The 26,732-nt window shown below is 38.9% G+C and carries 28 protein-coding genes, 1 tRNA gene and 1 pseudogene; 9 read left to right on the top strand and 21 right to left on the bottom strand.

The window, feature by feature from the left end:
* Nucleotides 1-3 precede the first annotated feature (3 nt).
* From HMPREF0766_RS20755 to HMPREF0766_RS20740, 4 genes are all read right to left on the bottom strand, one after another.
* Nucleotides 4-2,460 (bottom strand): glycoside hydrolase family 31 protein, encoded by a 2,457-nt coding sequence (locus HMPREF0766_RS20755; protein ID WP_003001890.1) that lies wholly within the window; start codon nt 2,458-2,460, stop codon nt 4-6.
* 124 nt (nt 2,461-2,584) lie between these two features.
* On the bottom strand, nt 2,585-3,508 hold the full coding sequence (locus tag HMPREF0766_RS20750; protein ID WP_003001886.1) for a YARHG domain-containing protein: 924 nt from the start codon (nt 3,506-3,508) through the stop codon (nt 2,585-2,587).
* A gap of 54 nt (nt 3,509-3,562) precedes the next feature.
* Nucleotides 3,563-4,204, bottom strand: coding sequence for a DUF2306 domain-containing protein (locus HMPREF0766_RS20745; RefSeq protein ID WP_003001883.1), 642 nt, complete (start codon nt 4,202-4,204; stop codon nt 3,563-3,565).
* Between the two features lie 52 nt (nt 4,205-4,256).
* Complete coding sequence (locus HMPREF0766_RS20740) at nt 4,257-5,504, bottom strand: ABC transporter permease (RefSeq protein ID WP_003001881.1); 1,248 nt, start codon at nt 5,502-5,504, stop codon at nt 4,257-4,259.
* Between the two features lie 182 nt (nt 5,505-5,686).
* Here HMPREF0766_RS20740 and queA point away from each other — a divergent pair, with 182 nt between their 5' ends.
* Complete coding sequence (gene queA / locus HMPREF0766_RS20735) at nt 5,687-6,736, top strand: tRNA preQ1(34) S-adenosylmethionine ribosyltransferase-isomerase QueA (protein WP_003001878.1); 1,050 nt, start codon at nt 5,687-5,689, stop codon at nt 6,734-6,736.
* A gap of 87 nt (nt 6,737-6,823) precedes the next feature.
* Nucleotides 6,824-7,531, top strand: coding sequence for a 2-C-methyl-D-erythritol 4-phosphate cytidylyltransferase (locus tag HMPREF0766_RS20730; RefSeq protein WP_003001875.1), 708 nt, complete (start codon nt 6,824-6,826; stop codon nt 7,529-7,531).
* Here HMPREF0766_RS20730 and HMPREF0766_RS22310 read toward each other — a convergent pair.
* The 9 genes from HMPREF0766_RS22310 to HMPREF0766_RS20690 all read right to left on the bottom strand — a co-directional run bounded on the left by HMPREF0766_RS22310 (nt 7,528) and on the right by HMPREF0766_RS20690 (nt 14,256).
* Complete coding sequence (locus HMPREF0766_RS22310; RefSeq protein ID WP_003001870.1) at nt 7,528-7,680, bottom strand: lmo0937 family membrane protein; 153 nt, start codon at nt 7,678-7,680, stop codon at nt 7,528-7,530. The genes HMPREF0766_RS20730 and HMPREF0766_RS22310 overlap by 4 nt on opposite strands.
* A gap of 98 nt (nt 7,681-7,778) precedes the next feature.
* Nucleotides 7,779-8,543 (bottom strand): MBL fold metallo-hydrolase, encoded by a 765-nt coding sequence (locus HMPREF0766_RS20725; RefSeq protein ID WP_003001868.1) that lies wholly within the window; start codon nt 8,541-8,543, stop codon nt 7,779-7,781.
* Complete coding sequence (locus HMPREF0766_RS20720; RefSeq protein WP_003001865.1) at nt 8,540-8,812, bottom strand: hypothetical protein; 273 nt, start codon at nt 8,810-8,812, stop codon at nt 8,540-8,542. The genes HMPREF0766_RS20725 and HMPREF0766_RS20720 overlap by 4 nt, the downstream gene beginning before the upstream one ends.
* 71 nt (nt 8,813-8,883) lie before the next feature.
* Nucleotides 8,884-9,882, bottom strand: a complete 999-nt coding sequence (locus HMPREF0766_RS20715) for a glycosyltransferase family 2 protein (protein ID WP_003001862.1) — start codon at nt 9,880-9,882, stop codon at nt 8,884-8,886.
* 4 nt (nt 9,883-9,886) lie between these two features.
* Nucleotides 9,887-10,837: a glycosyltransferase family 2 protein gene (locus HMPREF0766_RS20710; RefSeq protein WP_003001860.1), complete on the bottom strand. Its 951-nt coding sequence runs from the start codon at nt 10,835-10,837 to the stop codon at nt 9,887-9,889.
* A 34-nt stretch (nt 10,838-10,871) separates the two neighbouring features.
* On the bottom strand, nt 10,872-11,522 hold the full coding sequence (locus HMPREF0766_RS20705; RefSeq protein ID WP_003001857.1) for a DUF4199 domain-containing protein: 651 nt from the start codon (nt 11,520-11,522) through the stop codon (nt 10,872-10,874).
* A 3-nt stretch (nt 11,523-11,525) separates the two neighbouring features.
* Nucleotides 11,526-12,194: a hypothetical protein gene (locus HMPREF0766_RS20700; protein ID WP_003001854.1), complete on the bottom strand. Its 669-nt coding sequence runs from the start codon at nt 12,192-12,194 to the stop codon at nt 11,526-11,528.
* A 6-nt stretch (nt 12,195-12,200) separates the two neighbouring features.
* A complete protein-coding gene (locus HMPREF0766_RS20695; protein WP_003001850.1) occupies nt 12,201-13,466 on the bottom strand; it encodes a dihydroorotase in 1,266 nt (421 codons plus the stop codon).
* A gap of 223 nt (nt 13,467-13,689) precedes the next feature.
* Nucleotides 13,690-14,256, bottom strand: coding sequence for a UbiX family flavin prenyltransferase (locus tag HMPREF0766_RS20690; RefSeq protein ID WP_003001849.1), 567 nt, complete (start codon nt 14,254-14,256; stop codon nt 13,690-13,692).
* Between the two features lie 350 nt (nt 14,257-14,606).
* Between HMPREF0766_RS20690 and HMPREF0766_RS20685 the strand changes: the two genes are divergently transcribed.
* Nucleotides 14,607-15,257 (top strand): ankyrin repeat domain-containing protein, encoded by a 651-nt coding sequence (locus tag HMPREF0766_RS20685; protein WP_003001844.1) that lies wholly within the window; start codon nt 14,607-14,609, stop codon nt 15,255-15,257.
* A gap of 3 nt (nt 15,258-15,260) precedes the next feature.
* Here HMPREF0766_RS20685 and HMPREF0766_RS20680 read toward each other — a convergent pair whose 3' ends face one another.
* Genes HMPREF0766_RS20680 through ribD form a run of 3 tightly spaced genes read right to left on the bottom strand, consistent with a single transcriptional unit; the run spans nt 15,261 to nt 17,862 of the window.
* Entirely contained in the window at nt 15,261-15,482 is a 222-nt protein-coding gene (locus HMPREF0766_RS20680; RefSeq protein WP_003001842.1) for a PspC domain-containing protein, read from the bottom strand.
* Nucleotides 15,479-16,777: a DUF2851 family protein gene (locus HMPREF0766_RS20675; protein ID WP_003001840.1), complete on the bottom strand. Its 1,299-nt coding sequence runs from the start codon at nt 16,775-16,777 to the stop codon at nt 15,479-15,481. Before HMPREF0766_RS20675 ends, HMPREF0766_RS20680 begins: the two co-directional genes overlap by 4 nt.
* A 32-nt stretch (nt 16,778-16,809) precedes the next feature.
* Nucleotides 16,810-17,862 carry a bifunctional diaminohydroxyphosphoribosylaminopyrimidine deaminase/5-amino-6-(5-phosphoribosylamino)uracil reductase RibD gene (ribD, locus tag HMPREF0766_RS20670; protein WP_003001836.1) on the bottom strand — a complete coding sequence of 351 codons (1,053 nt, stop codon included), beginning with the start codon at nt 17,860-17,862 and terminating at the stop codon, nt 16,810-16,812.
* Nucleotides 17,863-17,932: 70 nt separating this feature from the next.
* Between ribD and prmC the strand changes: the two genes are divergently transcribed.
* The 3 genes and pseudogenes from prmC to HMPREF0766_RS22205 all read left to right on the top strand — a co-directional run.
* A complete protein-coding gene (gene prmC / locus HMPREF0766_RS20665; protein ID WP_003001833.1) occupies nt 17,933-18,790 on the top strand; it encodes a peptide chain release factor N(5)-glutamine methyltransferase in 858 nt (285 codons plus the stop codon).
* Between the two features lie 138 nt (nt 18,791-18,928).
* Nucleotides 18,929-19,001, top strand: a tRNA-Lys gene (locus HMPREF0766_RS20660).
* Between the two features lie 270 nt (nt 19,002-19,271).
* Nucleotides 19,272-19,592: pseudogene (locus HMPREF0766_RS22205) on the top strand (alpha-L-fucosidase); the annotation flags it as partial.
* Between the two features lie 140 nt (nt 19,593-19,732).
* Here HMPREF0766_RS22205 and HMPREF0766_RS20650 read toward each other — a convergent pair.
* The 3 genes from HMPREF0766_RS20650 to map form a co-directional block, all read right to left on the bottom strand.
* Nucleotides 19,733-20,407, bottom strand: coding sequence for a leucine-rich repeat domain-containing protein (locus HMPREF0766_RS20650; protein WP_003001829.1), 675 nt, complete (start codon nt 20,405-20,407; stop codon nt 19,733-19,735).
* Nucleotides 20,408-20,424: 17 nt separating this feature from the next.
* Entirely contained in the window at nt 20,425-20,949 is a 525-nt protein-coding gene (locus tag HMPREF0766_RS20645) for a HEAT repeat domain-containing protein (RefSeq protein WP_003001826.1), read from the bottom strand.
* Nucleotides 20,950-21,044: 95 nt separating this feature from the next.
* Nucleotides 21,045-21,797: a type I methionyl aminopeptidase gene (map, locus tag HMPREF0766_RS20640; RefSeq protein ID WP_003001822.1), complete on the bottom strand. Its 753-nt coding sequence runs from the start codon at nt 21,795-21,797 to the stop codon at nt 21,045-21,047.
* A gap of 243 nt (nt 21,798-22,040) precedes the next feature.
* Here map and HMPREF0766_RS22000 point away from each other — a divergent pair, with 243 nt between their 5' ends.
* Both HMPREF0766_RS22000 and HMPREF0766_RS20630 read left to right on the top strand, forming a co-directional pair.
* Nucleotides 22,041-22,706, top strand: coding sequence for a hypothetical protein (locus HMPREF0766_RS22000; RefSeq protein ID WP_003001820.1), 666 nt, complete (start codon nt 22,041-22,043; stop codon nt 22,704-22,706).
* Nucleotides 22,707-22,737: 31 nt separating this feature from the next.
* The gene (locus tag HMPREF0766_RS20630; RefSeq protein ID WP_003001818.1) at nt 22,738-23,550 is read left to right on the top strand and encodes a helix-turn-helix domain-containing protein; all 813 of its coding nucleotides are present in this window, start codon (nt 22,738-22,740) and stop codon (nt 23,548-23,550) included.
* A gap of 7 nt (nt 23,551-23,557) precedes the next feature.
* Here HMPREF0766_RS20630 and HMPREF0766_RS20625 read toward each other — a convergent pair whose 3' ends face one another.
* Nucleotides 23,558-25,567 (bottom strand): hypothetical protein, encoded by a 2,010-nt coding sequence (locus HMPREF0766_RS20625; protein ID WP_003001815.1) that lies wholly within the window; start codon nt 25,565-25,567, stop codon nt 23,558-23,560.
* Between the two features lie 196 nt (nt 25,568-25,763).
* Between HMPREF0766_RS20625 and HMPREF0766_RS22420 the strand changes: the two genes are divergently transcribed.
* Entirely contained in the window at nt 25,764-25,928 is a 165-nt protein-coding gene (locus HMPREF0766_RS22420; protein ID WP_003001812.1) for a hypothetical protein, read from the top strand.
* 314 nt (nt 25,929-26,242) lie between these two features.
* On the opposite strand, the gene HMPREF0766_RS20620 is transcribed toward HMPREF0766_RS22420, so the two are convergent.
* Nucleotides 26,243-26,732: type IX secretion system membrane protein PorP/SprF (locus HMPREF0766_RS20620; RefSeq protein WP_003001810.1), on the bottom strand; the 490-nt coding region annotated here is incomplete at its 5' end.

The raw sequence follows: 26,732 nt of genomic DNA, 5'->3' as shown, positions 1-26,732 counted from the left end.
ACATTATTGAATAATCAATTTTCTAAACTCTTTTTCAACCACTACAAAAAGACGGTTTTCATTGTCTCTTTGTATTTTGATCTCCAGTCCGTCCTGTATAACAGATACCGGCTCCTGAGGTAATCCTATTAAATAGATGTGAAAATCATCGAATCGTTCAGAGTGCAATCCTTCGACATGTTGTGTAATGGTCAGCAAAGATTGTGTACCGTCTACAATAAAATGTTTTTCAGAATAAATATTCTGTTCGTAAGCGAAAGTATCACCGTGATCGGCATAGATATAAGAATCTTCTTCTCCTGCAGTATAGTATACATTCAGTTGGAGATGTTCCAGTTTTTTCTCTCCTGTATACTGCATCACCGGGTATTCGGGGATCACACTTCCAGCCTTTACAAATACCGGCATTTCATCAAGCGGGGTCTCAATAGTATATTCCTGCCCACCTTCAAAGCCCGTATTATCGAAATAATAATACCAGTTTCCTTCCGGCAGATAAACTATTTTATTTTTCTGACCCGGATTAAGAACCGGAGACACCAGAATCTTATCACCAAAAGCAAATTCCTCTTCGCGTTGCAGATTTTTAGGGATATGCTGTTCCAGCATAGCTACTGGTCTCAGTATCGGAAGTCCGTACTTATGCTGCTCCCAAAACACAGAGTATATATAAGGCAATAGCTTATATCTCAATTCAATAAACTTCTTATTGATCTTTTCCCAGTCTTCACCAAAACTCCAGGGCTCGCGGTCACGTGTATCTCCTGCTGAATGCACCCGCATAAAAGGAGAAAACACACCAAACTGCATCCAACGTGTATAAAGTTCGCCGTCCGGCTCTCCTGTAAATCCCCCGATATCTGTTCCGCAGAAAGACAATCCGGATACGGACAGACGTTGTAATTGCAGCGTACCTATCTTGAGATGTTCCCAGGTAGCAATATTATCTCCTGTCCATACAGATGAATAACGCTGTGTGCCTGAGTACGCCGCACGTGTGATCGTAAAAGGACGTTTGTTTTGATAAAGTTTTTTCAAGCCGTCATATGTTGCACGTACCATCTGCATACCGTAGATATTATGTGCTTTGCGATGTGATCCGCGATGTCCTTCATAATAATGACGTACATCATCCGGGAATGTACCTCTTCCGAATACTGCAGGCTCATTCATATCGTTCCAGAATCCGGCCACACCATCTTCTACCAGCCCTTTATAAAGTCCGCCCCACCATTCGCGAACAGCAGGATTTGTAAAATCAGGAAACTGACAACGTCCCGGCCACACAAAACCTTCCATAAAATAATCATCCCCTCTGCGGCAGAAATACTTTTTCTCCTGCCCTTCTTTAAATACCCAATAGCTATCGTCTACCTTGATACCCGGGTCAATCATCACTACGGTCTTAAAGCCATTAGAAGCCAGATCCGAGATCATTTTCTTTGGATTCGGAAAGTAATGTTTATTCCAGGTGAAACAACGATAACCATCCATATAGTCTATATCTAGATAAATTGCATCACACGGAATATTTCGCTGTCTGAATTGCTTTGCGACCTCTCTGACCATATTTTCAGGATAATAGCTCCATCTGCACTGGTGGTAGCCAATAGCCCAAAGCGGCGGCATATAATGCGTACCTGTAATACTATGATACCGCTTTACTACGTCCATCATATGAGGACCGTGTATATAGTAATATTGCAGCTCGCCACCCTCAGACCAGAAACTGGTTCTTTCCTGATGCTCGGCTGCAAAATCAAAATAAGTCTTGAATGTATTGTCAAAGAAAATACCATATGCATCACCATCATTCACACCAATATAAAACGGAATGGTTTTATATAAGGGATCCTGATTAAAAGCATAGGAATACGTATCCGAATTCCAGTTCTGTATGCGTCTGCCCCTCAGATTAAGGTTTGTAGCCTTATCGCCGGCTCCGAAAAACACTTCCTGATTAAAGGCATGTTTGGTGCAATAGACATAGTATCCTCCAAAATCTGCATTCTCCTCCCAGTGCATGGAAGTATAATCTGCATTGATAATTTTACTGTTGTGATCTTCAAAAGAAATCAAAAAATCTTTCTTCTGGATCTTACAATGAACCATATTTGTCTTGACGCAGTAAAAGTTTTCGTCCTCTTCGATATCGAAAAGTGCTGACTGCTGATTGAGATCCGAGATCGCGTAAGAAAAGTCTTCCAGAAAAGATCCCTTAGGTGCTAATCTGACCCGAATGATCTCATCACTGACAACTTTTATCTCCACTTTCGCACTACCGTCTGTAAAGATGTATCCATCTTTCTGCTTCACATAAGATGTAGCTGTGCCAAGGTATTTTTTTTCAATATGCGGCAAATCTAAAACCGGATTATTAACATGATGAATATTTTCGTCCAGCGATGTATCTGTTGCAGGACTTAACTCCAGTTCTTTTGGTATTTGATCTTCTTCCATGTCTGTGACAAACTATTATTAAAATTTGCTATAAAAAAATGCTGTTATTAAGATACGAGTAATTTTCTTAATAACAGCCACATTAACAATAAAATAATTTAACTTCATACAACCGCTTCAGCCCTTAGCGACCAAAGCTATCATAATTATCTTCCGCATATTTTTCAAACTTTTTCAACAACTGGATATTATCCTTCTCCAGAGATGATAGCTGCGCAGAAACATCATTTGAAATGGGAACATACCATTCTACAGGATCAAAAAACTGACGCACTCCTACTTTTGTAAATGCGTACCCATGTCTGGCAAATATCGTATTGCGGATAATTTCCAAATCTAATTTTTTGAGATTTTTCAATTTAGCTTCCGTTAGCTTTTCTTTGGACGCATTGATCTTGTACACTACAGGTGACGCCGCTCTATATAAAGTAGTAACATACGAATAAGTGCTGTCTCCGTCTTGTTCTGTAATCTGCTTTTCTTTTGAATTGCGCCAATCGACCAGTTCTATTTCGTCAGGCAGCATCAGATTCGGATTGTAGGCAAATTGTTTTTTGAGCAACTTAAAGTTTCTCTTCTTCACTTTTACCGAACTATCAAATGCCCTCCAGCTTCCGATTAGTGTATCTCCTTTTACTTTAAATTCAAATCTTCCGTCAGACTTTTTATCTCCCGGCTCATCCAGTATAAAAGAAATATTTCCTCCGTTATCTTCTATTTTCCCTATAACCGGGCGCATATTACCTCTCACTATATTCTGTCCGAGTACAGTATCCGCTGTTATACGTTTAATGGTCAGGTTTATTTTGGGCAAATTATCCAATGATCGCAGCAACTCTTCATCCCCTGCTATCTGATCGAATACGTCATTATCGATCACAAAATCTCCGACCCAATTGCCATACAACTCTTTATGTATCTCTTCTGCCATCTTCACACTGTCTTTACTTAATGAGGAAGCGGCAGCATTACTCTGGTCCTTTTTCTTATCCTTACAGGATGCCATGACAAGCAATCCCATACAAGCGATCAACATTACTCTTTTCATAATTATATTAGATTGAATTCATTTGTATTCAGGTACCCTATGCTACCTGATCTTTCATAATTTGTTAAATTTTCTATATATAAACCATTCAATAATCAATAAGTTTGGCACCCAGCCCAGCCATGCAATAATCTGATAGACATCCATGGGATTAGGTTGAAAAAAATATACGATCACTACTTTCCAATACCGTAGTGTCAATGCCGAACAGGTGAGCGCAAAGCTCCTGTACATAAATTTTTGATGGCTGCGGACATTTCCTTTTCGGATTGTCAGCACGGCCATTAAGGTAAAGTAAAACCATAACAGTCCTAACAAAACGAATGCCACCTGTGCAGTAATACCTCCATTTGCATGCAAACCGATTAATATCCCGGAAGGAGCAGCCAGAAACAAAATTATACCAACATACAGATAACCTACCCTTCTGTGAATCCGGGGGTAACATAATAGAAGACGGGAATTAAACTGTGTAAAACCAGCAGGAAGGGCTAAGATCGCTGTGCATACATGCGTATAAAAGATGTATTTATACCAAGAAACATGCTGAATTTCGGTTTGTTTGATTTGCAAAAAAGCAACGTCAAGCTCAAAAAAACGATATCTCCAGGTGATTTCCGCCATCAGATAGCAGCTATAGCTGAATATCAACAGCCAAAACAACTGGATCGTCAGATTTTTATAGGATGTTTCCACTTCCTAAAAATAAGATTTTATCTAATCAAAAATGAATCCGGTAATTATTTTATTATTTACTGCGGATCGCTTCAACAGGATCCATATTGGCCGCCATAAATGCCGGGATCATCCCTGATATCAGTCCGATAAATGTGGAAAGAAAACAGGTGATAATAACCATCTTGAGACTCACCAGTACTGCAAAACCTGTTGCCAGTTTAACCACGAATGCAATTCCGTAAACCATGATGAGTCCCACAGCTCCACCGATAAGACAAAGCAAAATAGATTCAAAAAGAAACTGGGTAAGGATAAAATATTTTTTTGCTCCGAGTGCCTTTTGGATCCCGATAAGGTTCGTCCGTTCTTTGACACTTACAAACATGATATTGGCAATACCAAAGCCTCCTACCAGAATAGAAAAGATACCAATACAGAATCCGGCCAGATTGATTACCGTAAACATCTGATCGAGTTGAGCCGTGATCAGCGTGGTTTTGTTAAGGGAAAAATCGTCTTCCCGTTGCGGTGCAATACGACGAATAGAGCGCATTAATCCTTTCAACTCACTTTCGCCCTCCTCCAGTGTATAGGTAGGTTTGACGGTGATAACAATACTGGGATTATACTGCTCATAATTAGCCAGATTGCGTCCCAGACTGAAAGGTATAAATGCAATATCATCAGAGGAAGTATTGATCAGCATCCCGCTTCCTTCCTTTTTCAAAACTCCTACAACTGTTAACTTGCGTCCCAATAGTGAGATTTTCTGCCCCAGAGCATTTCCGGAAGGGAATAATCCTTCTGCAATGGTCGCTCCCAGCACCACGACCATAGAACCAACATTAGATTCTGTCTCCGTAAAATTACGTCCTTCAATAATTTCAGCACTTTGTGTCTGATAGTATTCGTGTGTAGCGGCGTTAACTGTAATATTAGTAGCACTGTTACTTTTGAATTTAGCTACACTATTACCGATATTAAAAACATAAGCAATATGCTCTGCTGTAGTCATTCTGCTTTTGAGCGCCAGATAATCATTGTATTTGGGTTCAGGGCGATTGATATATTTCCACCAGGGAAAATCAGGACCTCCGTCCCATGGCCATTTATCTACATATAATGTGCTGCTTCCTATTTTCCGAACAGATTCTTCGAGATTGTTGCGAAGGGTATCTACAGCCGAAAAAACACCTATAATAGTCATAATACCTATAGTCACCCCCAGAAGGGATAAAAATGTCCGCGTCTTATTATCTCTAAGGGCGGAAATTGCAAAACCAAAACTTTCTTTAAGAAGTCTGAAAACGGTTATCATGTATGGCGTAAAAATCTATTCCGTAAATATAAACGAATAATTCCTGTAAAGGGGAATAATAATGTTGAAATATAATATTTTTAGTTCGGAAATGCTTAACTTTGTATGCTTTTTTAAATCCTTCTTAGAAGGGAGCAGATTTGAAAGCAAATCGTTATTTATTAAAATTTCAACAATAAAAAATGAAATTATCTCAATTTAAGTTCAATCTTCCAGAATCTTTGTTAGCATCTGAGCCTTCGGAACAACGTGACGAAGCACGTCTGATGGTCCTTCACCGTGATAGCGGAAAAATAGAGCATAAAATTTTTAAAGATGTTTTAGATTATTTTGATGACAAAGATGTCATGATCTTAAACAATACAAAAGTATTCCCTGCTCGTATGTATGGTAACAAAGAGAAAACAGGGGCTACTATAGAAGTATTCTTACTTCGCGAACTTAATAAGGAGTTGCGCTTATGGGATGTACTGGTAGATCCGGCTCGTAAGATCCGTGTGGGTAACAAATTGTACTTTGGTGATGATGATTTGCTGGTTGCTGAGGTCGTAGATAATACGACATCCAGAGGTCGTACGATCCGATTCCTGTTTGACGGTACAGATGAAGAATTCAGACGTAATATTGAGATTTTAGGAGAAACTCCTCTTCCGAAATATATCAAACGTAAAGCTACTCCTGAAGACAAATACAGATACCAGACAATCTATGCAAAGAACGAAGGTGCTGTAGCTGCTCCGACTGCAGGTCTGCACTTTTCAAGAGAATTGATGAAACGTCTTGAACTGAAGGGTGTTGATTTTGCGGAAGTAACTCTTCACGTTGGTCTTGGTACTTTCCGTACTGTGGAAGTGGAAGATCTGACGAAACACAAAATGGATTCCGAGCAGTTTATCATTACGGAAGAAGCTGCGCGTATTGTTAATAAAGGTATTGATAACAAAAGACGAGTATGTGCTGTAGGTACTACTTCTATGCGTGCTATCGAGTCATCCGTTTCAGCTGACAGACACCTGAAAGCGGCTTCTGACTGGACAAGTAAATTTATCTATCCTCCATACGATTTCAGCATTGCGAATTCTATGATCACAAACTTTCATACTCCGGAATCAACATTACTGGTGATGATAGCTGCATTTGCGGGTTATGAAAATGTAATGAATGCTTATGAAGTAGCTGTAAAAGAAAAATACAGATTCTACAGTTACGGAGATGCGATGCTGATTATCTAATCGTATAAAATAATCTTATTCTGAAGCGCGAACACTATCAAACTGTTGTTCGCGTTTTTTATTTTTGTAAGAACAAAGTGTAGAAACATGGCTCAGCAATATGTTATAATAGTGGCAGGAGGTACAGGTAGCAGAATGAATCAGCTTTTGCCAAAGCAATACCTGATTCTGGAGGATAAACCTGTGCTCATGCATACCATTCAGGCTTTTTATTCGTGTAATACCAAGCCACATATTGTACTTGTACTTCATCCGGATATGGAGAGCTTATGGACAGATCTGTGCAGGGATTACAACTTTGATATCCCTCATGATATTGTATACGGAGGAGCCACGCGTTTCCAGAGTGTTCGTAATGGTCTTACTTATATCTGTACCCGTATGGCGCGACCTTCAGAACATCTTATTGCTGTACATGATGCGGCTCGACCACTGATCCGTCCGGAAATTATCGATCACGCTTATGAACTGGCAGCACTCAAACAGGCTGTAGTTGTCGCTGTAAAAAGTACCAATTCTATACGTTTGGAAAAAGAAAAAGATGGAAAACTGATCAATTCAGCATATGATCGTGATCAGGTCTGGATGGTCCAAACGCCTCAGACCTTTAATGCTGAGCTACTTTTTAAAGCGTATCAGCAAAAGGAAAGCGCTTTATTTACAGATGATGCTTCTGTAGTAGAACAATCAGGCCATCCGGTTACCTTACTGGAAGGGCATCATTCAAATTTGAAGATTACCTATCCTGAGGATATCCAGATCGCCCAATTGTATCTTAATAATCTAAGGGGTTAAGCATTTCCTCTAATTATTCTCAATAAAATAACAATGATAGCTATCACCAGCAACGCGTGAATAATACCGCCTGTATAATATCCTCCTATAAAGCTAATCGCCCAGATAATAACTAAAATGACCGCGATTAAATACAAAATGTTACCCATAATATTCTCCTTTAATTTAAAATTTACATAAATAGACGTTTGTAATATTAAAACGCTACGATGTCAAAAAGGTTTGAGTATGATGTTAAAAAATCCTGTTAAAGCTTAATTGAAAGTCCGTCGTAAGCTAATTGAATATGGTCGGGCAGTTCTTTGGAAACTTCTTCATGAAGTCCCAGACGATGACTGATATGGGTGAGATAGGTTTGTTTTGGATTCACTTGATTAGCAAACTCAACGGCTTCTTCCAGTGTAAAATGAGAGATATGAGGCTCCTTCTGCAGGGCATTGATGACTAAATATTCAACTCCTTTTAATTTTTCAACAGATTCATCTGATACGGTTTTTGCATCCGTAATGTAGGCAAAATTTTCTATGCGATACCCCAGCACAGGCATCTTGAAATGCATGACTTCTATGGGAGTAATCTCTTTTCCATAGAGATGAAAGGATTGGCTGTCGTCAATCTCACGAAGTTCTAATTGAGGAACTCCGGGATATTTGATATCGGAGAAAGCATAGTAGAATTCACGTTTCAGGGCTTCATGCAGTGCCTGAGTACCGTATATAGGAATAGACTGTTTTTGCTGATAATTAAATGCTCTCACATCGTCAAGGCCTGCAATATGATCTTTATGAGAGTGCGTCATCAAAATGGCATCGAGATGATTTACTTCCTCCCTCAGCATCTGATATCTGAAATCAGGCCCGGTATCGATCACTACATTATTTCCTTCAAATTCTATCATCACTGAAGAGCGCAACCGCTTATTGCGATGATCAGCAGACTGACACACCTCACAATGGCACGCAATAACAGGGACACCCTGCGAAGTTCCGGTTCCTAAAAAAGTAATTTTCAAATCGATAATTTTGTTTGCCTGATTGCCTGATAAAGCGTTCGTTGCTTTTCATCTAATAAAGCCTCATCTGCCGGAATTTCATGAAGAATCTGGATCAGAGACTGAATTTTGACCTCCAGATTTGAAAATTTGTTGACTACGATAACTTTCGAATGCTGAAGCACACAGGCTCCTGTACGAAAATTACCTTTTTCATAACGCAGTTTAAATCCAAACTCTTTAAACAATGCTTCTATCTTATCTAAACTATTTTGTGTAAAAGGCAGCAAAATATACTCTTTTAAATGAACAAACCAAGTTAATAACCTTCAAGAAGAATTCAAAACGGAATCCCAACTTTCTATTTGCTGACCAGTATGACTTCGCGGATATAGCTTTCAATAAATCCGCTGCCATAGGCAATCAATTGGGTAAAAGCGGCGATCACACTTAAAAATGCAACCTGCAGACTTCTGGTAGTATACAGCGCATGAAAAAAGAGCAGCAATGTATACAATCCCAATCCCCAATTACCGATGGATGTGAGAAATAGAATAAGTCCTGATTTTCCTGCAACTACTACATTCAGCAGATTGAGCAACACTAAAATCACGAGTCCGACCACAAATAATGCCGGCAAAGCATGTACAGGCTTTAATTCTTTGGGGAATAATTTATAGATATCTATCCTCCCCTTTCCAAATAAATTTGTCTGCTTGAAAAATTGAGAAAAGCTGGTTCTTCTTTTATGATAGACATATGCTTCTGGAATGAGTCCTACCTTGAATCCCTGTTCAATCATACGGATACTGAATTCTATATCCTCTGATCTTCTGGCCAGTTTAAACCCACCTGTACGCACCCATACTTCACGCGAGATACCCATATTGAAACTCCTCGGGTTGAACTGACCGATGTGTTTTTTATTTCCGCGTATACCTCCGGTTGTAAAAGGACTAGTCATGGAATAACTGATGGCTTTCTGAACCGGGGTAAAGGATTCATGAGCAGCGTCCGGCCCTCCGAAAGCATCAAAATGGTCCCTTTGTAAACCAATGATCACTTCATGGAGATAATCTGATGGAACAATAACATCGGAATCAAAAATGATAAAATAATCTCCCTTTGCTCTTTCAAAACCATAATTCCGGGCAAACCCCTGCCCTTCGTTAGGTTTGAAGTAATAATGTACATCCAGCTTATCCTGATAACGCTCTACAATAGTCTTGGCATCCTTCTGCGAACCGTCTTCTACAATAATGACTTCAAAATGCTTATAACGCTGCCTTAGCAGCGAGTCGAGCAATTCGTCAATCTCTTGCGGACGATTGTATAACGGAATGATAATGGAAAAGAACATGAGATTAGATTACCCGGTCTATCTGATATTTATTTCGTTCACTACCATTACGGGATACCAACTCAGCAACAAATCCGGTCAGGAATAACTGTGTACCGATCAGGATAGCGACCAACGATAAAAAGAACAAAGGCTGATCGGTAACATTGCGATACGGGGAATGATTCGCAATACTCATCAGTTTGTCCACGATAAGGTAAAAAGTAATAAAAATACCAATCAGAAAGCTGATCACTCCTATTGAACCAAAGAAGTGCATAGGTCTTTTACCGAATTTACCTACAAAATAGATGGATAACAGATCAAGAAAGCCTTTGACAAACCTTCCGGGGCCGAATTTTGTGGTACCGTATTTACGGGGATAATGTTGTACAACCTGCTCTTGTATAGCTGAAAATCCAGCCCATTTTGCCAATACCGGAATGTAACGATGCATTTCACCGTACACTTCGATACTCTTAACAACATCTTTTTTATAAGCCTTTAATCCGCAATTGAAATCATGTAAATTGTCAATACCTGACATTTTACGTGTTACGGCATTGAATAGTTTGGTAGGAACCGTCTTCGTCAGCGGATCATATCGTTTTTGTTTCCACCCGGATACAAGATCTGCATCCTGACGCATAATACGGTCATAAAGTTCCGGAATTTCATCCGGACTGTCCTGCAGATCGGCATCCATAGTGATGACAACATCACCCTGAGCAGCTGCAAAACCTACATTCAATGCTGCAGATTTACCGTAGTTTCTCCGAAACTTCACCCCTATGATATTATCGCTTCCTTCTTTAAGCCGCTCAATCACTTTCCAGGAGCTGTCATTGCTCCCGTCATCAACCAGAATAATTTCATATGAAAAATTATTGGCCTGCATAACCCGATCGATCCAGGCGGTAAGCTCTGGCAACGATTCTTCTTCATTAAATAGTGGAACGACTACCGAAATATCCATTTTCTATGCTAAATATCTTAACTTTTTTATCGTATTAGTTGGGATTGTTCTGATCCGGCCATGCACCATAATTTGCATTCGGATCGGTATTAGGATCAACGTTAGGATGTTGCTGAAAAAAAGGTTTTTCTTTCTTTAAAATAGCAGCCAGAATCAGAGCTAAGACAAAATAGAAGATCATTGTAACACCTATTCCTTTGAAAAATTGCCAGAACGACATTTTTGAAATCTCCGCTTTCTGTTCATCCAGTTTTGCAATGGTTTCGTCTATCTGCTCATCTCCGGCACCTGTTTTCTCCAACATTTCGATCGTCAGGTTACTGGTATTATTGATTACTTCTTCCTGAATAGTAGGTTCGACAAATTTTGTAAAAGCAAAAGAACCTAAAGAGGAAAGAAGCGCAGCAACAGCAAACATAATGAAGATCTTTTTCAAGGCTTCAGAAAATGACCAGTATCCGCCAATACTTTTTCTGATACTAATCGAAAATAACACTGCAACAACAAGAAAAATTACTAAGTTAAGTACAGCAGAAACACCAAATAGTACCATTAAGGAAGTTGTACTTTTAGAAATGTACATCGTTACTATACCCAGTACAAGTGCAATAACACCAAGATACAATCCATAGGTTATACTCTGTTTTTTACCGTCGGGTTCTTGAAGTGAAAGTTGGTCGGTCATAATTTATTTGTTATAGTTAATAATAATCTGATAAAGAGCCAAATCAAGTGATTTGTTTAAAGCAGCACTTTTATATTCTTCCAGTTGTTTTTCAGAAGGATTTGACTCCGAAAAGAAACTCATCATAGGATAGAATACTTCATACAGTTCGTCCTGATTATCCACTGTTTCGGCAACTTTTGCAATCTCTGCATAACTGCTATCCACCAGGATCTGATTAGCAATCACCTTTTCATAAATACGGTGCTCATCCTGAAATTCATCTTCATCTACAAGAAGGAATTCTTTCAAATAGTCCTCCAGTTCGGGTTCAATTTCATCATCAGCACACTCACGAAGATAAAGAAAAATATTAAGTAATTCAGTTCCTCTGTCGATGGTCTGGTCTTCTATACTTTCCCATTCCGGCGAATCCAGGTAATCTTCTTCCAGCTTCTGTACATCTTCAGAGAAGAAGTTCATCAGCAACAGATCAAAGCAGATCTCTCTTAATTCATCAAAACGCATATGATCGTCAAAAGCTGCATCTAACAGATCTACTTTTTCCAGAAAAGGTTTTTGAGCATCAAAAGCCTGATGAAGCCGGTTCAACAATTCCTGATGATCATGACCTTCGTTGGCAGCATAGGTCTCCAGACCTTGCGTCACTGCACGAGCTATTTTAACATTCATAATTGATTAATTTTTAAATATTTTACCATTATTGAATACCAGTAATACCTTACCTGTCATTTCCTGTCCGAAGAAAGGAGAATTTTCAGATTTGGATTTATTCTGTGCGGTATCAAATGTCCATTTTTGTTTTGTATCAAACAATACGATGTTCGCTGCTTCTCCCTCCTGTAGTGAAGGAACTTCCAATCCTAAAACCTTACGCGGGCCTATCGACAGTTTTTCAACAATAATCTCTTCGTCTAATCCCGCCTGTACCAGTAACGGAAGTACGGTTTGCAAACCTATAATTCCATTTTTAGCGATGTGGAATTCTACTTTTTTATATTCTACCTCCTGAGGTGTATGTTGAGATACAACCGCATTGATTATACCGTCTTTCAGTCCTTTTAGTAACGCTTTAATATCCTGTTTGGTACGTAGTGGAGGATTTACCTTATAATTACTGTCAAATCCTTCCACTTCCTTATCAGACAACACAAGATGATGCGCTGCTACATCACACGTCACCTGCTGCCCCTTAGCTTTTGCCTTCTTAATGAGGTCAACGGCTTCAGCAGTACTGATTGTAGAAAAATGTATAGGAGACTCATTGTACTCAGCAAGATAAAGATCGCGTGACAACATCAATGATTCTGCGAGATTAGGAATCCCTTTCATACCCAGATAAGTGCTGACAACTCCTTCATTCATCTGATTGCCGCCAGCCATGGATTCATCTTCCGGATGTGATATGATCAAACCGTTGAATCCTTTGGAATACAAAAGAGCGCGACTCATCAGGCCTGCTTGTTGTACACTTCTGTTGCCGTCACTAAAAGCGACAGCACCGGTTTGTTGCATATCGTACAGCTCTGCAAGTTCTTTACCTTCCCGCTTCTTACTGATCGCTCCTACAGGATATACATCGACCAGATTTCCTTTTGCAGCATTGATTACCAAGGCTACTTCCGAACGACTCTGTATGGCAGGTTCAGTATTGGGCTGAACAGCCACTCCTGTAAACCCTCCTGCAGCGGCAGCAGCTGTACCGGTCTGTATATCTTCTTTGGTTTCCAGTCCGGGTTCTCCGAAGTTAACGTTAAGATCAAAAAATCCGGGTGCCAAGAATGCGCCTTTTGCATCTACGACATTAGCTGCCGAATCCGATGCTTTTATTCTTTTACCAATCTTTACGATCTTACCATTCTCAATCAATACATCCACCTCTTTGCGGTGATGCTCGTTTCCTGGCAAAATAACAGTTGCAGAAGTGATTAATAATGTACTCATGAAATTAAAATCTATTTGCTTGATGAAGTCCTGTTAAATATACAACACCTGACCTGAACATCATTTGTTTTAAACAACCATACATAAAATAAAAAATGGATTTTTCTTTTGAAGAATAAAAGAAAGGAAGATAACAAACAATTGTAGCGAGGTGCTGCGTCATTTAGAAAACAAATGTACAAAATACTATTAAAAGAGCTACTATTGCAGGAATATTATCTGCTTATTTTTTTGTCCCCCACTGATAGGATTCCACAACAATGCCGGCCAGTGACAAGGCTCTGTCCACAACGGTTCGGGCTAATTCTTCGAAATCTTTTGGAAGACTGTAATAAGACGGACTGGCCGGGCATATAATACCTCCTGCATCGGTCACAGCCAGCATATTCTGCAAATGAATTTTGCTTAGCGGGGTCTCCCTTGCGATAAGGATGAGTTTGCGACGCTCTTTCAATATAACATCAGCTGCACGTGTTGTAAGATCCGAAGAAGTACCATGCGCGATACGTGCTAATGTACCCATAGAGCAGGGACAAATGATCATTGTCTCAAATCTTGCAGAACCGGAAGCAAAAGGGGCATAAAAATCATTCTTGCTATAAAATGTAAAGGGATAATCCTCATATGCTGTATTCTGCAATTCGTATTTCCATACATCCTTTGCATTATCAGACATCACTACTCCTATCTCTTCAAACTGATCTTTGATGCGGACCAGTGTATCCAACAATACCTTAGCATATATAGAACCACTGGCACCGGTAATCGCCACCACTATTTTATTTGACATGGTCTTTTCTATTAAATTGAAACACAAAGCTAAAAAAAAGGGTCGAATAAGAAATATTCGACCCTACATCTACCTATGAAAAACATGCCCTTGGGGAGGGCCTGTACAAATGTACTTTAATTGTCGATCATTCAAAATTTTTTTAATCTTAAATTATTAAAATGTAGCCGTATAACTACAGCCCTATTAAATATTGTTGTATAGGTAAAAAGATACATATGTATAACAAAATCAAACAGGGATTCAATCAGCCTCATTTGGCAAAAAATATCCACACTTGGAATGTTATTAACATTTCATTTTATAATTAACAATTTTTTATTTATTTCGTATCATTAAAACAAGATTCAATGAGTTTATCGGTATTAGAAGAGTATATTGAAACGGGCAACTATCAGGATTTGGAATTGTTGTTACGAAACGATCCGGACCTGGTAAAACAGAATACCAGTCATGATATTTCCCCTTTAATGCTGGCATGTTACTACAATAAAACTCAAATTGTACAAACTATCTTAAAATACATCACATCGATCACCATTCACGAAGCTTGTGCAGCAGGTCTCACGCAACATGTAGAAGCTATTATTTTGCAGAAACCGGAGATCGTAGATGAACTTTCTACTCAGGGGTTTACACCTTTAGGGATAGCTACACACTTCTCCAGAGAGGATATTATCCGGATTCTGCTGAAAAACCATGCTGATCCAAATATTCCTTCTCAAAACGGATACAATGTATATCCACTCCATGCGGCACTCAATGCTAATAACAGTACGATAAGTAAAATGCTGATAGAGGCCGGCGCTTATGTAAACATTGCGCAATCATCACGGATCACGCCTCTTCATCTGGCAGCACAACACGGCAATATCGATCTGATTATTGTGCTTTTAGAAAACGGTGCGGATATTTCGGCCAGAAGCGACATGGGCCTTACGGCTTCTGATATGGCCGCTGATAAAGGTTTTAAAGAGATATCCGAAATCCTAAAGGCATAACCATTAACTATCCCACAAATGCTTACGCATCTTTTTTACGTAGGCCCGAAAGTCTAGAAGTACACCGGCAAATAAATAAAAAAGAATCGGAAATCCTGCGCCGATGATAGTGGCATAGATAAAAAACAGTCTTAACTTGGCGATAGAAATTGAGAATTTTTCTCCCAAATAAGCACATACTCCGAACGATTGCTGCTCAAAATAGTATAAAATCTTTTCTATCATGATCGTATGGGTTTTAATATCTGTAAACCTATTTGACAATCCAGGCATTTCTTAAATGCACAATAATGGGACTTCAAATGTATTAATGCCTGCGAATCTGCTGCGCATAATGCCGGAACTCCTATAGCTGCAAATTTATTTACTATAGAATTGGATTCTGCTTCCAGCTCCTCTAACCATGCCATAGCTTTACAAATGTACATTTCCTGATCAAAATATTTACCATACAAAAATAATAATTGCACAATACTATTGATAATCAGCGTTCTTGCAGCCAATTTACCCATTTTTGTACTATGCTTTACAGCAGACTTTTGTAACGTATAATGTCTTTCCCAAAATTCAGAAAGTTTTATCTTTTCAAATAATACCCTCAGCTCTGCAAGTGTTTCCAACTCCATAATATAGGAAAATAATCCTTCCTGCTGCCGGTACAGTGAGACGAGCTGTGCAATTCGAAATGTGGGAAAGTTATAGGGTCGCATACGCATAAATTTCCATCGGCTTTTATCCATCTCCGGCAGTCGATGGAGCTTCCTGAGGTACTGATACTCTTTATGAAGATTGCCGGCATAGCTATCTTCAAAAACCTCGCTTTCTCCTAAAAAACCTGCTATTCCCAAAACCAATGCTTCTGATTTCATTACATCATTCCTGTATTTATGGATCAGTGTAAAAGGGATGAGCTCTGCCAGTTCCTGAAAGGAGTCTGCATTGACTTTTTGTCCGAAAGCCCGTGCAAGCATAACGAAAGCCATTTTTTCAAAATCACATCCATAGCCGGTGAATTGTTTGATCAGGATATCATACTTATCATGAAAACGCTCTACAGCTATCCGGGATAACCATTGTTTTACAAATAATGGTTCTACATCTCCAATCTGCTTTTCACAGGGAATCCAGGCATTTGAATTGCCCATGATAAACTCATATTTTGTAATAAGATCCGATCTGATTAGCGGTTTCAGACAGAGTGTGGGGACAGAAGTGCCATCAGACCTGCGTACTTCTTCATCTCCGTCCCATATCACATGCAGAATAACATTGTCATAAGACTTGTCTTTATCATGCTGATGCAAATACCAGGCTTTATCAGTGACATGCAGCTCGATATGGCCATTCCATTCCTCTTTGCCAATTCTTATATTAGCATGCAAAAAATCAGGCCCTGCATTCAGATTATAATGACCTACATCTTCTATCTTAATATCGTCTTTTTGAAGCGTTTGAAGATTATATTGGTCAAATAAACGAAACCGCCAGATGAAATGAAGTAATTTTTCCGGTATTCGCATACCTTAAAAATACACATTTCTTTAAAATAAAACTAATTTTTCTTTACGATTAAATAAACGTCATCAGAAGCTACAGTATGCTGTTCTTTCAGTTCACCTTCGATAACAGGCGCCTTTATACCGTCTTCCCAAAACACTTTACTTTTGATCACTCTGGCTTCATCCCATAGTCCTGCATCGATAAAGTGCTGAAGAGTCTTAGCTCCTCCTTCTATAATAACAGACTGAATATCCATCAGGTATAGTTGGTACAGGATATTCTGAGGCAGATATAAATCATAATTTTCCAATTCGATATACTTGATACGCCCCTGCCAGTCGGTCTTGACTGCATTGAACACAATGGTATCTGCATCTTCGGAAAAGATAGCTGCAGTCTCAGGTACTGACAACTGCTTATCTACGAGGACACGTTTGGGATTACTTCCCTCCCACTCTCTCACTGTCAGTGACGGATTATCGATCAATGCGGTACGAGTTCCTACCAATATAGCATCTTCTTCAGATCTCCATTTATGCACAAGTTGCTTACTGGCTTCATTACTGATCCAGGCTTGTTCATCGGTATTCTTTGCCATATATCCATCGGCTGTCTCTGCCCATTTGAGGATAATATAAGGCCTGTTCTGCCTGACGCGTGTAAAAAAACGTCTGTTTAACCAAAGGGCTTCTTTCTCTAACAAGCCGACTTCTACTTCTATCCCTGCCTCCTGCAAGATTCCGAGACCTTTACCGTTGACCTGAGCAAACGGATCCATACAGGCGATATAGACTTTTCTGAGGTTATGCTTTACAATAAGATTAGCACAGGGAGGTGTTTTTCCAAAATGTGCACAGGGTTCCAGACTGACATACATATCGGATTCTTCCAGCAAGCGGTCTGCTGAATCCGGATACTGATCCTTCACCTGTTGAATAGCATTGACTTCTGCATGTGGACCGCCATAGGGCGAAGTATAGCCCTCACCAATGATTTTATTCTCATGGACTATCACAGCTCCGACCATAGGATTAGGACTCACAGTACCCGCACCAAGTAGGGCGAGCTCCAGACATCTTTGCATGTATCGTTCTTGCATATTCATATACAAAAGTATCAATTAGATGGCAGATAACTGCTATATGGTTCTCTAAGAATAATTGTATTTTTGAGCTATGAATTCACTTCAACAATACGAACTATACTTTACAGCACAATTGACAAAAATATATGACCTTGAAGAGGCTAAATCTCTTTTTTTTCTTGCTCTGGAAGAAGTAACGGGTATAAACAGAATGCAATACGCTGTTCGGAACACTGAAGCAGTTACCGAAGAACAAAAGATTCAGCTGGATCGTATACTACAGGAGCTGTTAAGACGTAAACCTATTCAACATATATTGAAAAAGGCTGATTTTTATGGTGAAATATTTGAAGTAAATGAGTTTGTACTCATACCGAGACCGGAAACCGAAGAATTGGTACACCTGATCATAGGACATCACCGTTCTTCTGCTGTCCCGCTAAAGATTATAGATATCGGGACTGGTAGTGGATGCATCCCTGTTATACTGAAGAAGCATATGCCTTCTGCTCATGTCAGCGCGTTGGATATTTCCAAAGAAGCGATTGCTGTGGCTAAACGTAATGCAAAAAAATTGGGGACGGATATTCATTTTGTAAATGCTGACATTCTGGAATGGGAATATCTGTTTACAGAACAGTTATATGACATTATTGTCAGCAATCCTCCTTATATCACACCTAAGGAAAAAGAGGATATGCACAGCAATGTACTAGAATTTGAACCGCACCTCGCTCTTTTCGTAGAAGAGAGCACACCTCTGCTTTTTTATGAGACTATTGCCTCTTTTGCTTTGGTTCATTTGAAGCCGTCAGGTGATCTTTATTTTGAGATCAATCAATACTACGGACCTGAAACGGCAAATATGTTACGGAAAAAGGGATTTTCAACTGTAGAATTGATTAAAGATATGCACGGAGCAGACCGTATGATCCATGCACGCAGATAATTTTTCAAATTAATGTTTTTAGCTTTTAGGCAGTTACATGAAAAATCAAATTTTATTGCAGGCATTATTTGGAGGATATTAACAGAAATTCTATCTTTGCATCACTTTCAGAAACGGAAACGGTTCACAAAAAGAAAGGATTCCGTAGCTCAGCTGGTAGAGCAATACACTTTTAATGTATGGGTCCTGGGTTCGAATCCCAGCGGGATCACAGAGAAAGCCTCGACGAAAGTTGAGGCTTTTTACTTTTACAGGACATCCCAAAATTCGCACCTATTCTCAAAAATCTAGTGAGTAATTCGGTGAGTAAACCCAAAGGTTTCTATTCTACTCGCTAAAATAACATCTTGCAACGCTAGTTTTGCTTTAACCTGAGATATAATATTTGTCTTTTACTTGTATCCAAGCAAGTTTGTCAATTATTTTCATTTTGCTGATTTACTTGTGTTGTTAAGTCTGATATAATCATCTTGAAAATCTCAAGAATAAGTTTAATATTATTAACCGGGTAGCAAAAAGGGAAGAATTAAATAGAGATTTTGGCACTCCTGAGCAGGAACACCCAGCAACAGGTTTAGATTATTATTGGGAAGCGTGTTACATAATGAATAACTCATGGGGCTATAAAAAATCCGATAATGATTGGAAAACCTCTAAAGAGATCGTGGATAAACTGCAGGAAATTAACAAAAAGGGAGGAAATCTATTGATCAATATCGGTCCGGATGGTAATGACGTTGTTCCGGCTCAAAGTGTAATTATTTTAAAAGAGGCCGGGAAACTTTTAAAAGCGAAAAGATAATTTCTAAAATATATTTCCAGATAAGCAGGTGTTTCGGAAATTGTTATACTTTGATGGCATGGGTCCTGTTAGTATTGTCTTCTGAAATTAAAACAGGTTCAAACTTTGTCTCAATAAGAGGAATATTAATCACCGGAACTTTATATAATGGATACATATTTTATTGCCAAACCTGCAAGTTGTTCTTCAGTATTCACCTTTTTGCAACCCTCCAGATTCAGTTGTTGCAGTTTGTCCAAATAACAAATAGTAGACTGAAGTTTGGTTAGTGCGTTACACTTTTGGAGAAACAGCGTAGTGAGTTTACTGCAATGTTCGAGACCTTCTATAGATTCAAATGAGCCACCGATAATACGCAGGTATTCCAGATTGATAGCGTGATTTAGAAAAGAAAGGTCAGCTTGCTTAATACTACCAATCAAAAGTTCTTTTAAAGATGTCAGTTTGTCCCATCCGTGAATTTTCGGTCCATAGCCAATATTCAGTTTCTCCAGAATCGGAAAAATTGAAAGATCCAGATTAAATTCTCCTGCAACACTCCAGCACAGATTCTTCAATTTATGAAAATACTTTAATCCGTTAATATCTGACTTTTTTGACATCGGCACCAACCAATGAAAGGTTTCAATAAAATCTCTGTCTTTCAGAAAGTCAAAATTAATTGTCAGCTTGTTCCAATCTCCATCTGTCCATACACAAACCTCAGGAATTCCATTTTCCCGGGCATAATCCAGTCCTTCTTCCAAATATTCATATACTATCCGAATACCTTTAAAATGAGAAGTTTCGCTGTAGTCTACCTTATATTTCTCCATCAGTCCTCACTTTTATATCAGGGATTAGTTTTTATTTTGTTCAATGCCTCCTGATAGATCTTCTGAATACTTTTCTTCTGCTCCTGTTCACATACCTCCTCCACAGCAGGCAATAATGTTACATTGTATTCAGTTTTTAATCTGATAATCTGCCCCAATGCAAATGCAGCACTCCATCGCACTACAGTGCCTTCATGCGTTGTATTATCCAACAAATTGGAAATGGACTCCTTCAGTTTTGTAGAGAACAGATGGGCAATATTCCCAATAACCTTTGCACTTTCCCATTTTATACGGGGAACTTTTGAACGCAAGGATTGTGTTACAAATAGCAGCACATGTTCGTCAGCAAGTTCGGGATGATGCCGGGTAGCGTATTCCAAAGCCTCTATACAGGTCGCTTTTACAGGGTCTCTTTGGTTTTCAACAAAAACAAGAAGTTCTTCAACAGCAAGTGATTTTTCTAAAATCCAATTACTGATCGTTTCTGTTTTCTCTTTAGACTTGATTTCTTTTTCTTTAAAAAGCTCTTCGATGGTCATATTTATTATAACTGATTCTTATCGCACATATCGATATTCGAAGAATTAAATTAAGAAAAATCCGTTTTAATCCGAACAGGTAAAAATCTTTTTTACTATTCAACAGCTGTCAGTATAATAGGTTTTTCATCAGTCACAACAAGAGTATGCTCATGTTGAACTGCAAACCCTCCCTTATTACCCAATAAAGTAAATCCATCTGCTTGTTCAATAGCCAACGTAGATTGCGTATTGATAAATGTTTCTATAGCGACAACTGTTCCTTTTCTAAACCGTCTTTTGTCATCCGGATCTTTATAATTCAAAAGATCAAAAGGCTCTTCATGTAATGCTTTCCCTAAGCCATGACCTCCCAGATTTTTGATGACCAGATATCCTCTTTTTCTAGCTTCAGTTTCAATGTAATGACCAATTTCGTTGATCCTGACTCCTCCTTTAATACGGGATATAGCAGATAAGAGAATATTTTTTGAAGCGTCAACCAAAGGAGTATGTCCATGCAAATCCTCCCCTACAACAATAGATCCGCCATTGTCAGACCAGTACCCGTCAAGCTCAGCAGAGACGTCAATATTGATCAGATCTCCATCCCGAAGAATTCTACCGGGTGAAGGTATTCCGTGTGCGACCTCATTATTGAGACTGATACAGGTATATCCCGGAAAACCATACGTCAATCGGGGAGCAGATCGTGCACCAAACTCGCTCAATATATCACCACCGAATTCATCCAGTTCCTGAGTCGATATTCCCGGTCTGGCAAATTGTTGCATTTTCAGCAAAGTCACAGCTACTGCCTGACTTACAGCTTTCATTTTCTTCAGTTCATTATCATCGGATATAATCATATACTATTGCCTTATGGATAAGAAACAAAAATAAGGAGGAGATGTTGGAGATAAATCGTAAAATCCGGACATTTCCATAATTTTCTTTAGTTTTATAACAATTAAACCATATTTAGTTTTGAATCAACACAAAAAGAAAGTATTTTTAAAAAATTAACCTGAAATTCGCTTTAAAGTAAAAAAAACATCATTTCACTATTTTAAATCACCCTCATTAACAATGAGACAGTAATAATAAATTATATGAAAAAATTAATTTCAACCAGTTTGTTTGCAATGTTGTTCTCTCTGTCTTATGGACAGACAAATATTTTTCCCGAAGACGGAAATGTAGGAATAGGAACTTTATATCCGGATAATTCTCAATTATGGGATAAAGTATTGGAATTAAAAGGACCTCAACATGCAAAACTTCTAGTAACAACAAATGCAGGAATCAAATTAGGAATGTTTAGCCATATTGGTTATAATGCTAAAATTGGTACAGAAAGTAATACGAATCTGACTCTTACTGCCGGATATTGGAATGATGTGATGACACTAACCACTTCAGGTAATGTTGGTATTGGTACTCTCCAGCCTCTGGAAAAACTTTCAGTTAACGGGAACATCAGGGCTAAGGAAATGAAAGTTGAGAATTTAAATTGGCCGGATTATGTCTTCAAACCATCATATCAATTAATGCCTTTAAGTAAGATTGCTTATTTTATTCAGGAAAACGGTCACTTACCTGATGTACCTTCTGCTAAAGATGTTTCAGAAAATGGGATTGATTTAGGTGCAAATCAGGCTACATTACTTAAAAAGATTGAAGAACTGACTCTACATATGATTGATATGGAGAAAAACTTAAGAAAACTGGAAAAAGAAAACTTTGAAATAAAAGAAGTGTTAAAAAAATTCAATTAGTAACACAAGCTAGCTTGTTAACTTTGTCGTGATGCCGATAAATTTTCTTACTGCCATACGTGCACAAAATAAAGAAAACTATATTCAAATTCCTCTCGAAAACGGGAGTGGAAGTTCTATTGAGGGTATTTATGACTTTGACGGCAGCATGCTATGTGAACAAGTTGCATTGTTTAGTGACGGTTATCCGGCTCTGATCCTTATGCCCTCCTGCTCAGACACAGTAACAGTAAAAAGCACAACGACACAGATTACATTGGGTTCGGCATGGATGTGCGGAGGTCTTATACAACGAAACTTTTTACAGTCTGCAAAACCGGAGGGTACCATCCGAATCGTTCGTTTTCACGCACCTGCATTTTTTCGGTTGTTTGATCTTCAGCCTGATTGTTTTGCATCTCAATCGGTTTATGATCTGACCAACTCATCTGAGCCGTTTTTCAGATCATTTATAAATACTTATTATCAGGCTACTGATGCAAAATCACGGATAAAGGCTGTGGTCAATTTTATATCCGGCCAGCATATACCCAGTACAAAAATACCTGCATTGCTGCAGGAAAGACTGGAAGAAATAGGGAAAAGCTCCTCTCCCACTATCCAGCATATAAATTACAAGTGGTGGCAACGCGCCTTTAAAAAGCATTTGGGAATTGCACCCCAACAATATATACAGATTCAACGTTTTTTGAAAGCTTACACTTTGTTGGAAGCCTTCCCTTCCTTGTCTCTGAATGATGTCGCTTACAAAATCGGCTATTACGACAGCAATCATCTATTAAAGGATTTCAATAAATATATAGGTCAATCTCCTAAAGCGTATTTTAAAACCGGATTACTGTAAAAGGATATTATTCGGAAGTATAATGTGACATCTTTTTTAACAAAAACTCCAGTCCATTGCGCTGTTGTGGAGGAAAAGAGACACCGATCTCTCCAACAATCTGATTATTAACAATCCCTTTGGATGTGATGGTGACATCCCCATATCCTGCCAGCTCATCTACATTTGTTTGCCAATCCTGCGAAACAGGTATATCCATGTCTTTAAGTATGGTCGGAATGCGTTTCGTCTGTACGACTGCTGAAAATTTATTATTCCTGATTATCCTTTCAAAATGCTTATTCGCCACTGATTGAGTTTTCCCTTCCTTTATTTCCTCCAGCTCCGTCCGGTCATTGGATACAAACACAAGATCTTCCTGACACATCATATATATCGGAAATCCCCGACCACTATTTCGTTCAATTTCAAAAATATCATTATCTAAAGTAGCTTTTTTCATAGCTACAGCCAGTTGCAGGCCACTCAGCAGCAGACGCTGATCTTTAGATGTAAACATCCAGACAAAGCGTGGAACTGTCTCTTCTTTTGTACGCTTTACTTCCTTCAGATCATAGTCATTATTATATTCATAATCTGTATACTCAGTCTTTAGTTTTGTCACTCCGTTGAGGAGTACCAGATGATCGCCCGGCATTATTTTGGCTAATGCCTGTTCATCAAAAGCAACATCCATTGCTAAAGCCAAAAACGGAGCAATTTCAGGTTCTTTACCAAACAGATTACCAAAGCGCTTGGAGATATATGTGGGCAGCTCCTTCATATAGGCTTCGGAATTGATATTCAAGGATAGAAAACCTACTGTTTGCGCTGTGAAATAGCGAAAGAACTTAGGATTGGGCTTTTGATTATAAATATGCTTTGCAATCTGCAGCAAATCTTTATCCAAATCTACTCTTGTTTTTAGTTTCAGAGTATGTTCTTCAAGCTGCAGATCCAGAAAGGCTTGCCCATACCCGTATCTGAAATAATATGGTTTAAATCCGTAATACCAGGAACTCATATAGGCTAATGGCAGCAGTCCCAAATATAATTCGTCTACATTTTTGACCCAGGCCCGCAACAACGGCATTTTTTCATGAATTGATTTTAACGTTTTTTCATCTAATCCTTTATGATTTGCCGATAATAAATGCTGCATTTCCTTATCTATCCATTGAACTTCAAGTGCATTCCGGATGGAGTCATTTTTTTGCTGTACATGTTCATGTATGCGTGCGATAGAATCTGAATAATTTTTATCCTCTTCAGTCCAGATATCGTTTATGTCTATAGTATCAGCTCTTTCTCTTCCAAAATCATAGGCCTCAAATGTTACTTCTTTTTCATCACGAATATCTCCATAGATGACAGATGAAGCGGAATCAGGCGCTCCTGTGCTCATTAAACTATCAATGTTATTTTCTGTATAGCTATACGTTGAATCCGGCGTAGCATCTGCTACTTCATCATAAGAACCATTTTCTATATAGACTGGCGTTGCTGCCATATCTACATTATCAATTCCATAACGTGTTGCAACAGAATCATTATAGAAAAAATTGTAATTGAGTCCACCGGACAATATATAGAGTACTTCTTTATTCCAGGCCAGCAAAGTTCCGCTGATATTCGTGGCTTTGAGGAATCCGTCTTGAGTTGCTACTTTTCCAATCGTATAAGGCAGCATCGCTTCAAATTTTTCCCGATTATTGAGTGGTAAAATATAACCTAAATAGGATATACTATCTGTATTCTTATGATACATATAACTATACTGCTCCATGTCTATCCCCATATCTTCCAGACGAACAGGCTTTTGTGCTGTTTGCTGTTGGAAAGTGTCAAAAAAATTAATCTTGACAAGTAATTCATTGAGCAAATCAGCATTGCTATGCTTTAGAATATCTTTTGTATTAATTACGGCTACAAGGCTTGCTTCTTTGGGTATACGCGAAGCTATTTGCTGAGCTTTTGTTTGTAGGATGATCAGAAATGTAAAACTAAAAGCTAAAATTATATTCAATCTACCGTTCATATCTTACTTGACTTTTAAAAGAAACATCTCCTACTGACACTGCGGCACCTGATCATTTGATCAGGTGCACAATACAGTATTTTACTATTCAACACACATACCCATCGGGATATTAATGCTTTCGCATAGATGCGAATCATTATGTTTCAAAGTTAGCCTATCAGCATGGGCATCACAATCCCTGAAATCAGGGATTATGAGGTGTTTTGAAGGATATGTACGTGTCTGTTTTAGCTTTTCTCTCCTTCCCAAAGGAGAGATTCCGATTTATCGGGAGAAAGGATTTTTGTCCGCGTCTGCCGGTGTCCTCACCGACAGTATGGTAATTTCAGTTGTATCATTTGGCGGGGACGCCAAATAACGTTATTAAATATTAAAGTTGATGTGAGTTTCATAACCCTTCTCTCCTTTCAAAAGAGATATCCCGATTTATCGGGAGAAAGGTTAATCAATAGAAGCACAGAACCTCTCCCTAACCCTTCCAACGAGTCGGAACAGGTTCTCCTTAAAAATGAGAGGGAATAAGTTTCGTAAAAAATGTCGTTATAACCCTTTTCTCCTTCCAAAGGAGAGATGCCCGAAGGGCAGAGAGGTTAATGATATAAGTTCCAAAAACAAAGAGGTTCTAAAACTACCTTTAGAACCTCTCTGCTTATAAATAAATAGTGGTGATACTTACAACCTTGATCTGCTTTGGTTACCGAAGCGTACTGACAACCCTAGTTCATGCGTACTGTTTGCGATGTATCTGTTCAGATCACTGTTCTTCAGATTCTGCTGGTAACTGTATCCGATACGAAGTCTGCCCAGATTGAATTCGGCCATTCCCATCAGATCGCCACGTTGTCTGTAACCTGCCCCGATACCGAATTTCTCATGGAAGAATAACATCACTGTACCATCGAACTGAACCCCGGTCACCGGACGGTAGCTCGCCAGTAAGCTCGGACGGATGTACATCTGATTATCCAGATCAAAAATAACCCCGGAGGATACATAGAAGGTATTGTCCCGACCAAACTGACGCACATAGTCGGATTCTTTGGATCCGAAAATAGAACGGGGCATCGATACGCCTACATAGTACTTGTCCGGTCTGACCAGCGAAGCGGATAGCCCGTACAGCAAGGTACCGTATTGTACCGTCTGAAACGCCGGATCTCCA

The sequence above is a fragment of the Sphingobacterium spiritivorum ATCC 33861 genome, assembly GCF_000143765.1.
GTDB lineage: Bacteria > Bacteroidota > Bacteroidia > Sphingobacteriales > Sphingobacteriaceae > Sphingobacterium > Sphingobacterium spiritivorum.
The sequence above is the reverse complement of the archived record's forward strand: the minus strand, read 5'-3'. Positions and strand labels throughout refer to the sequence as shown.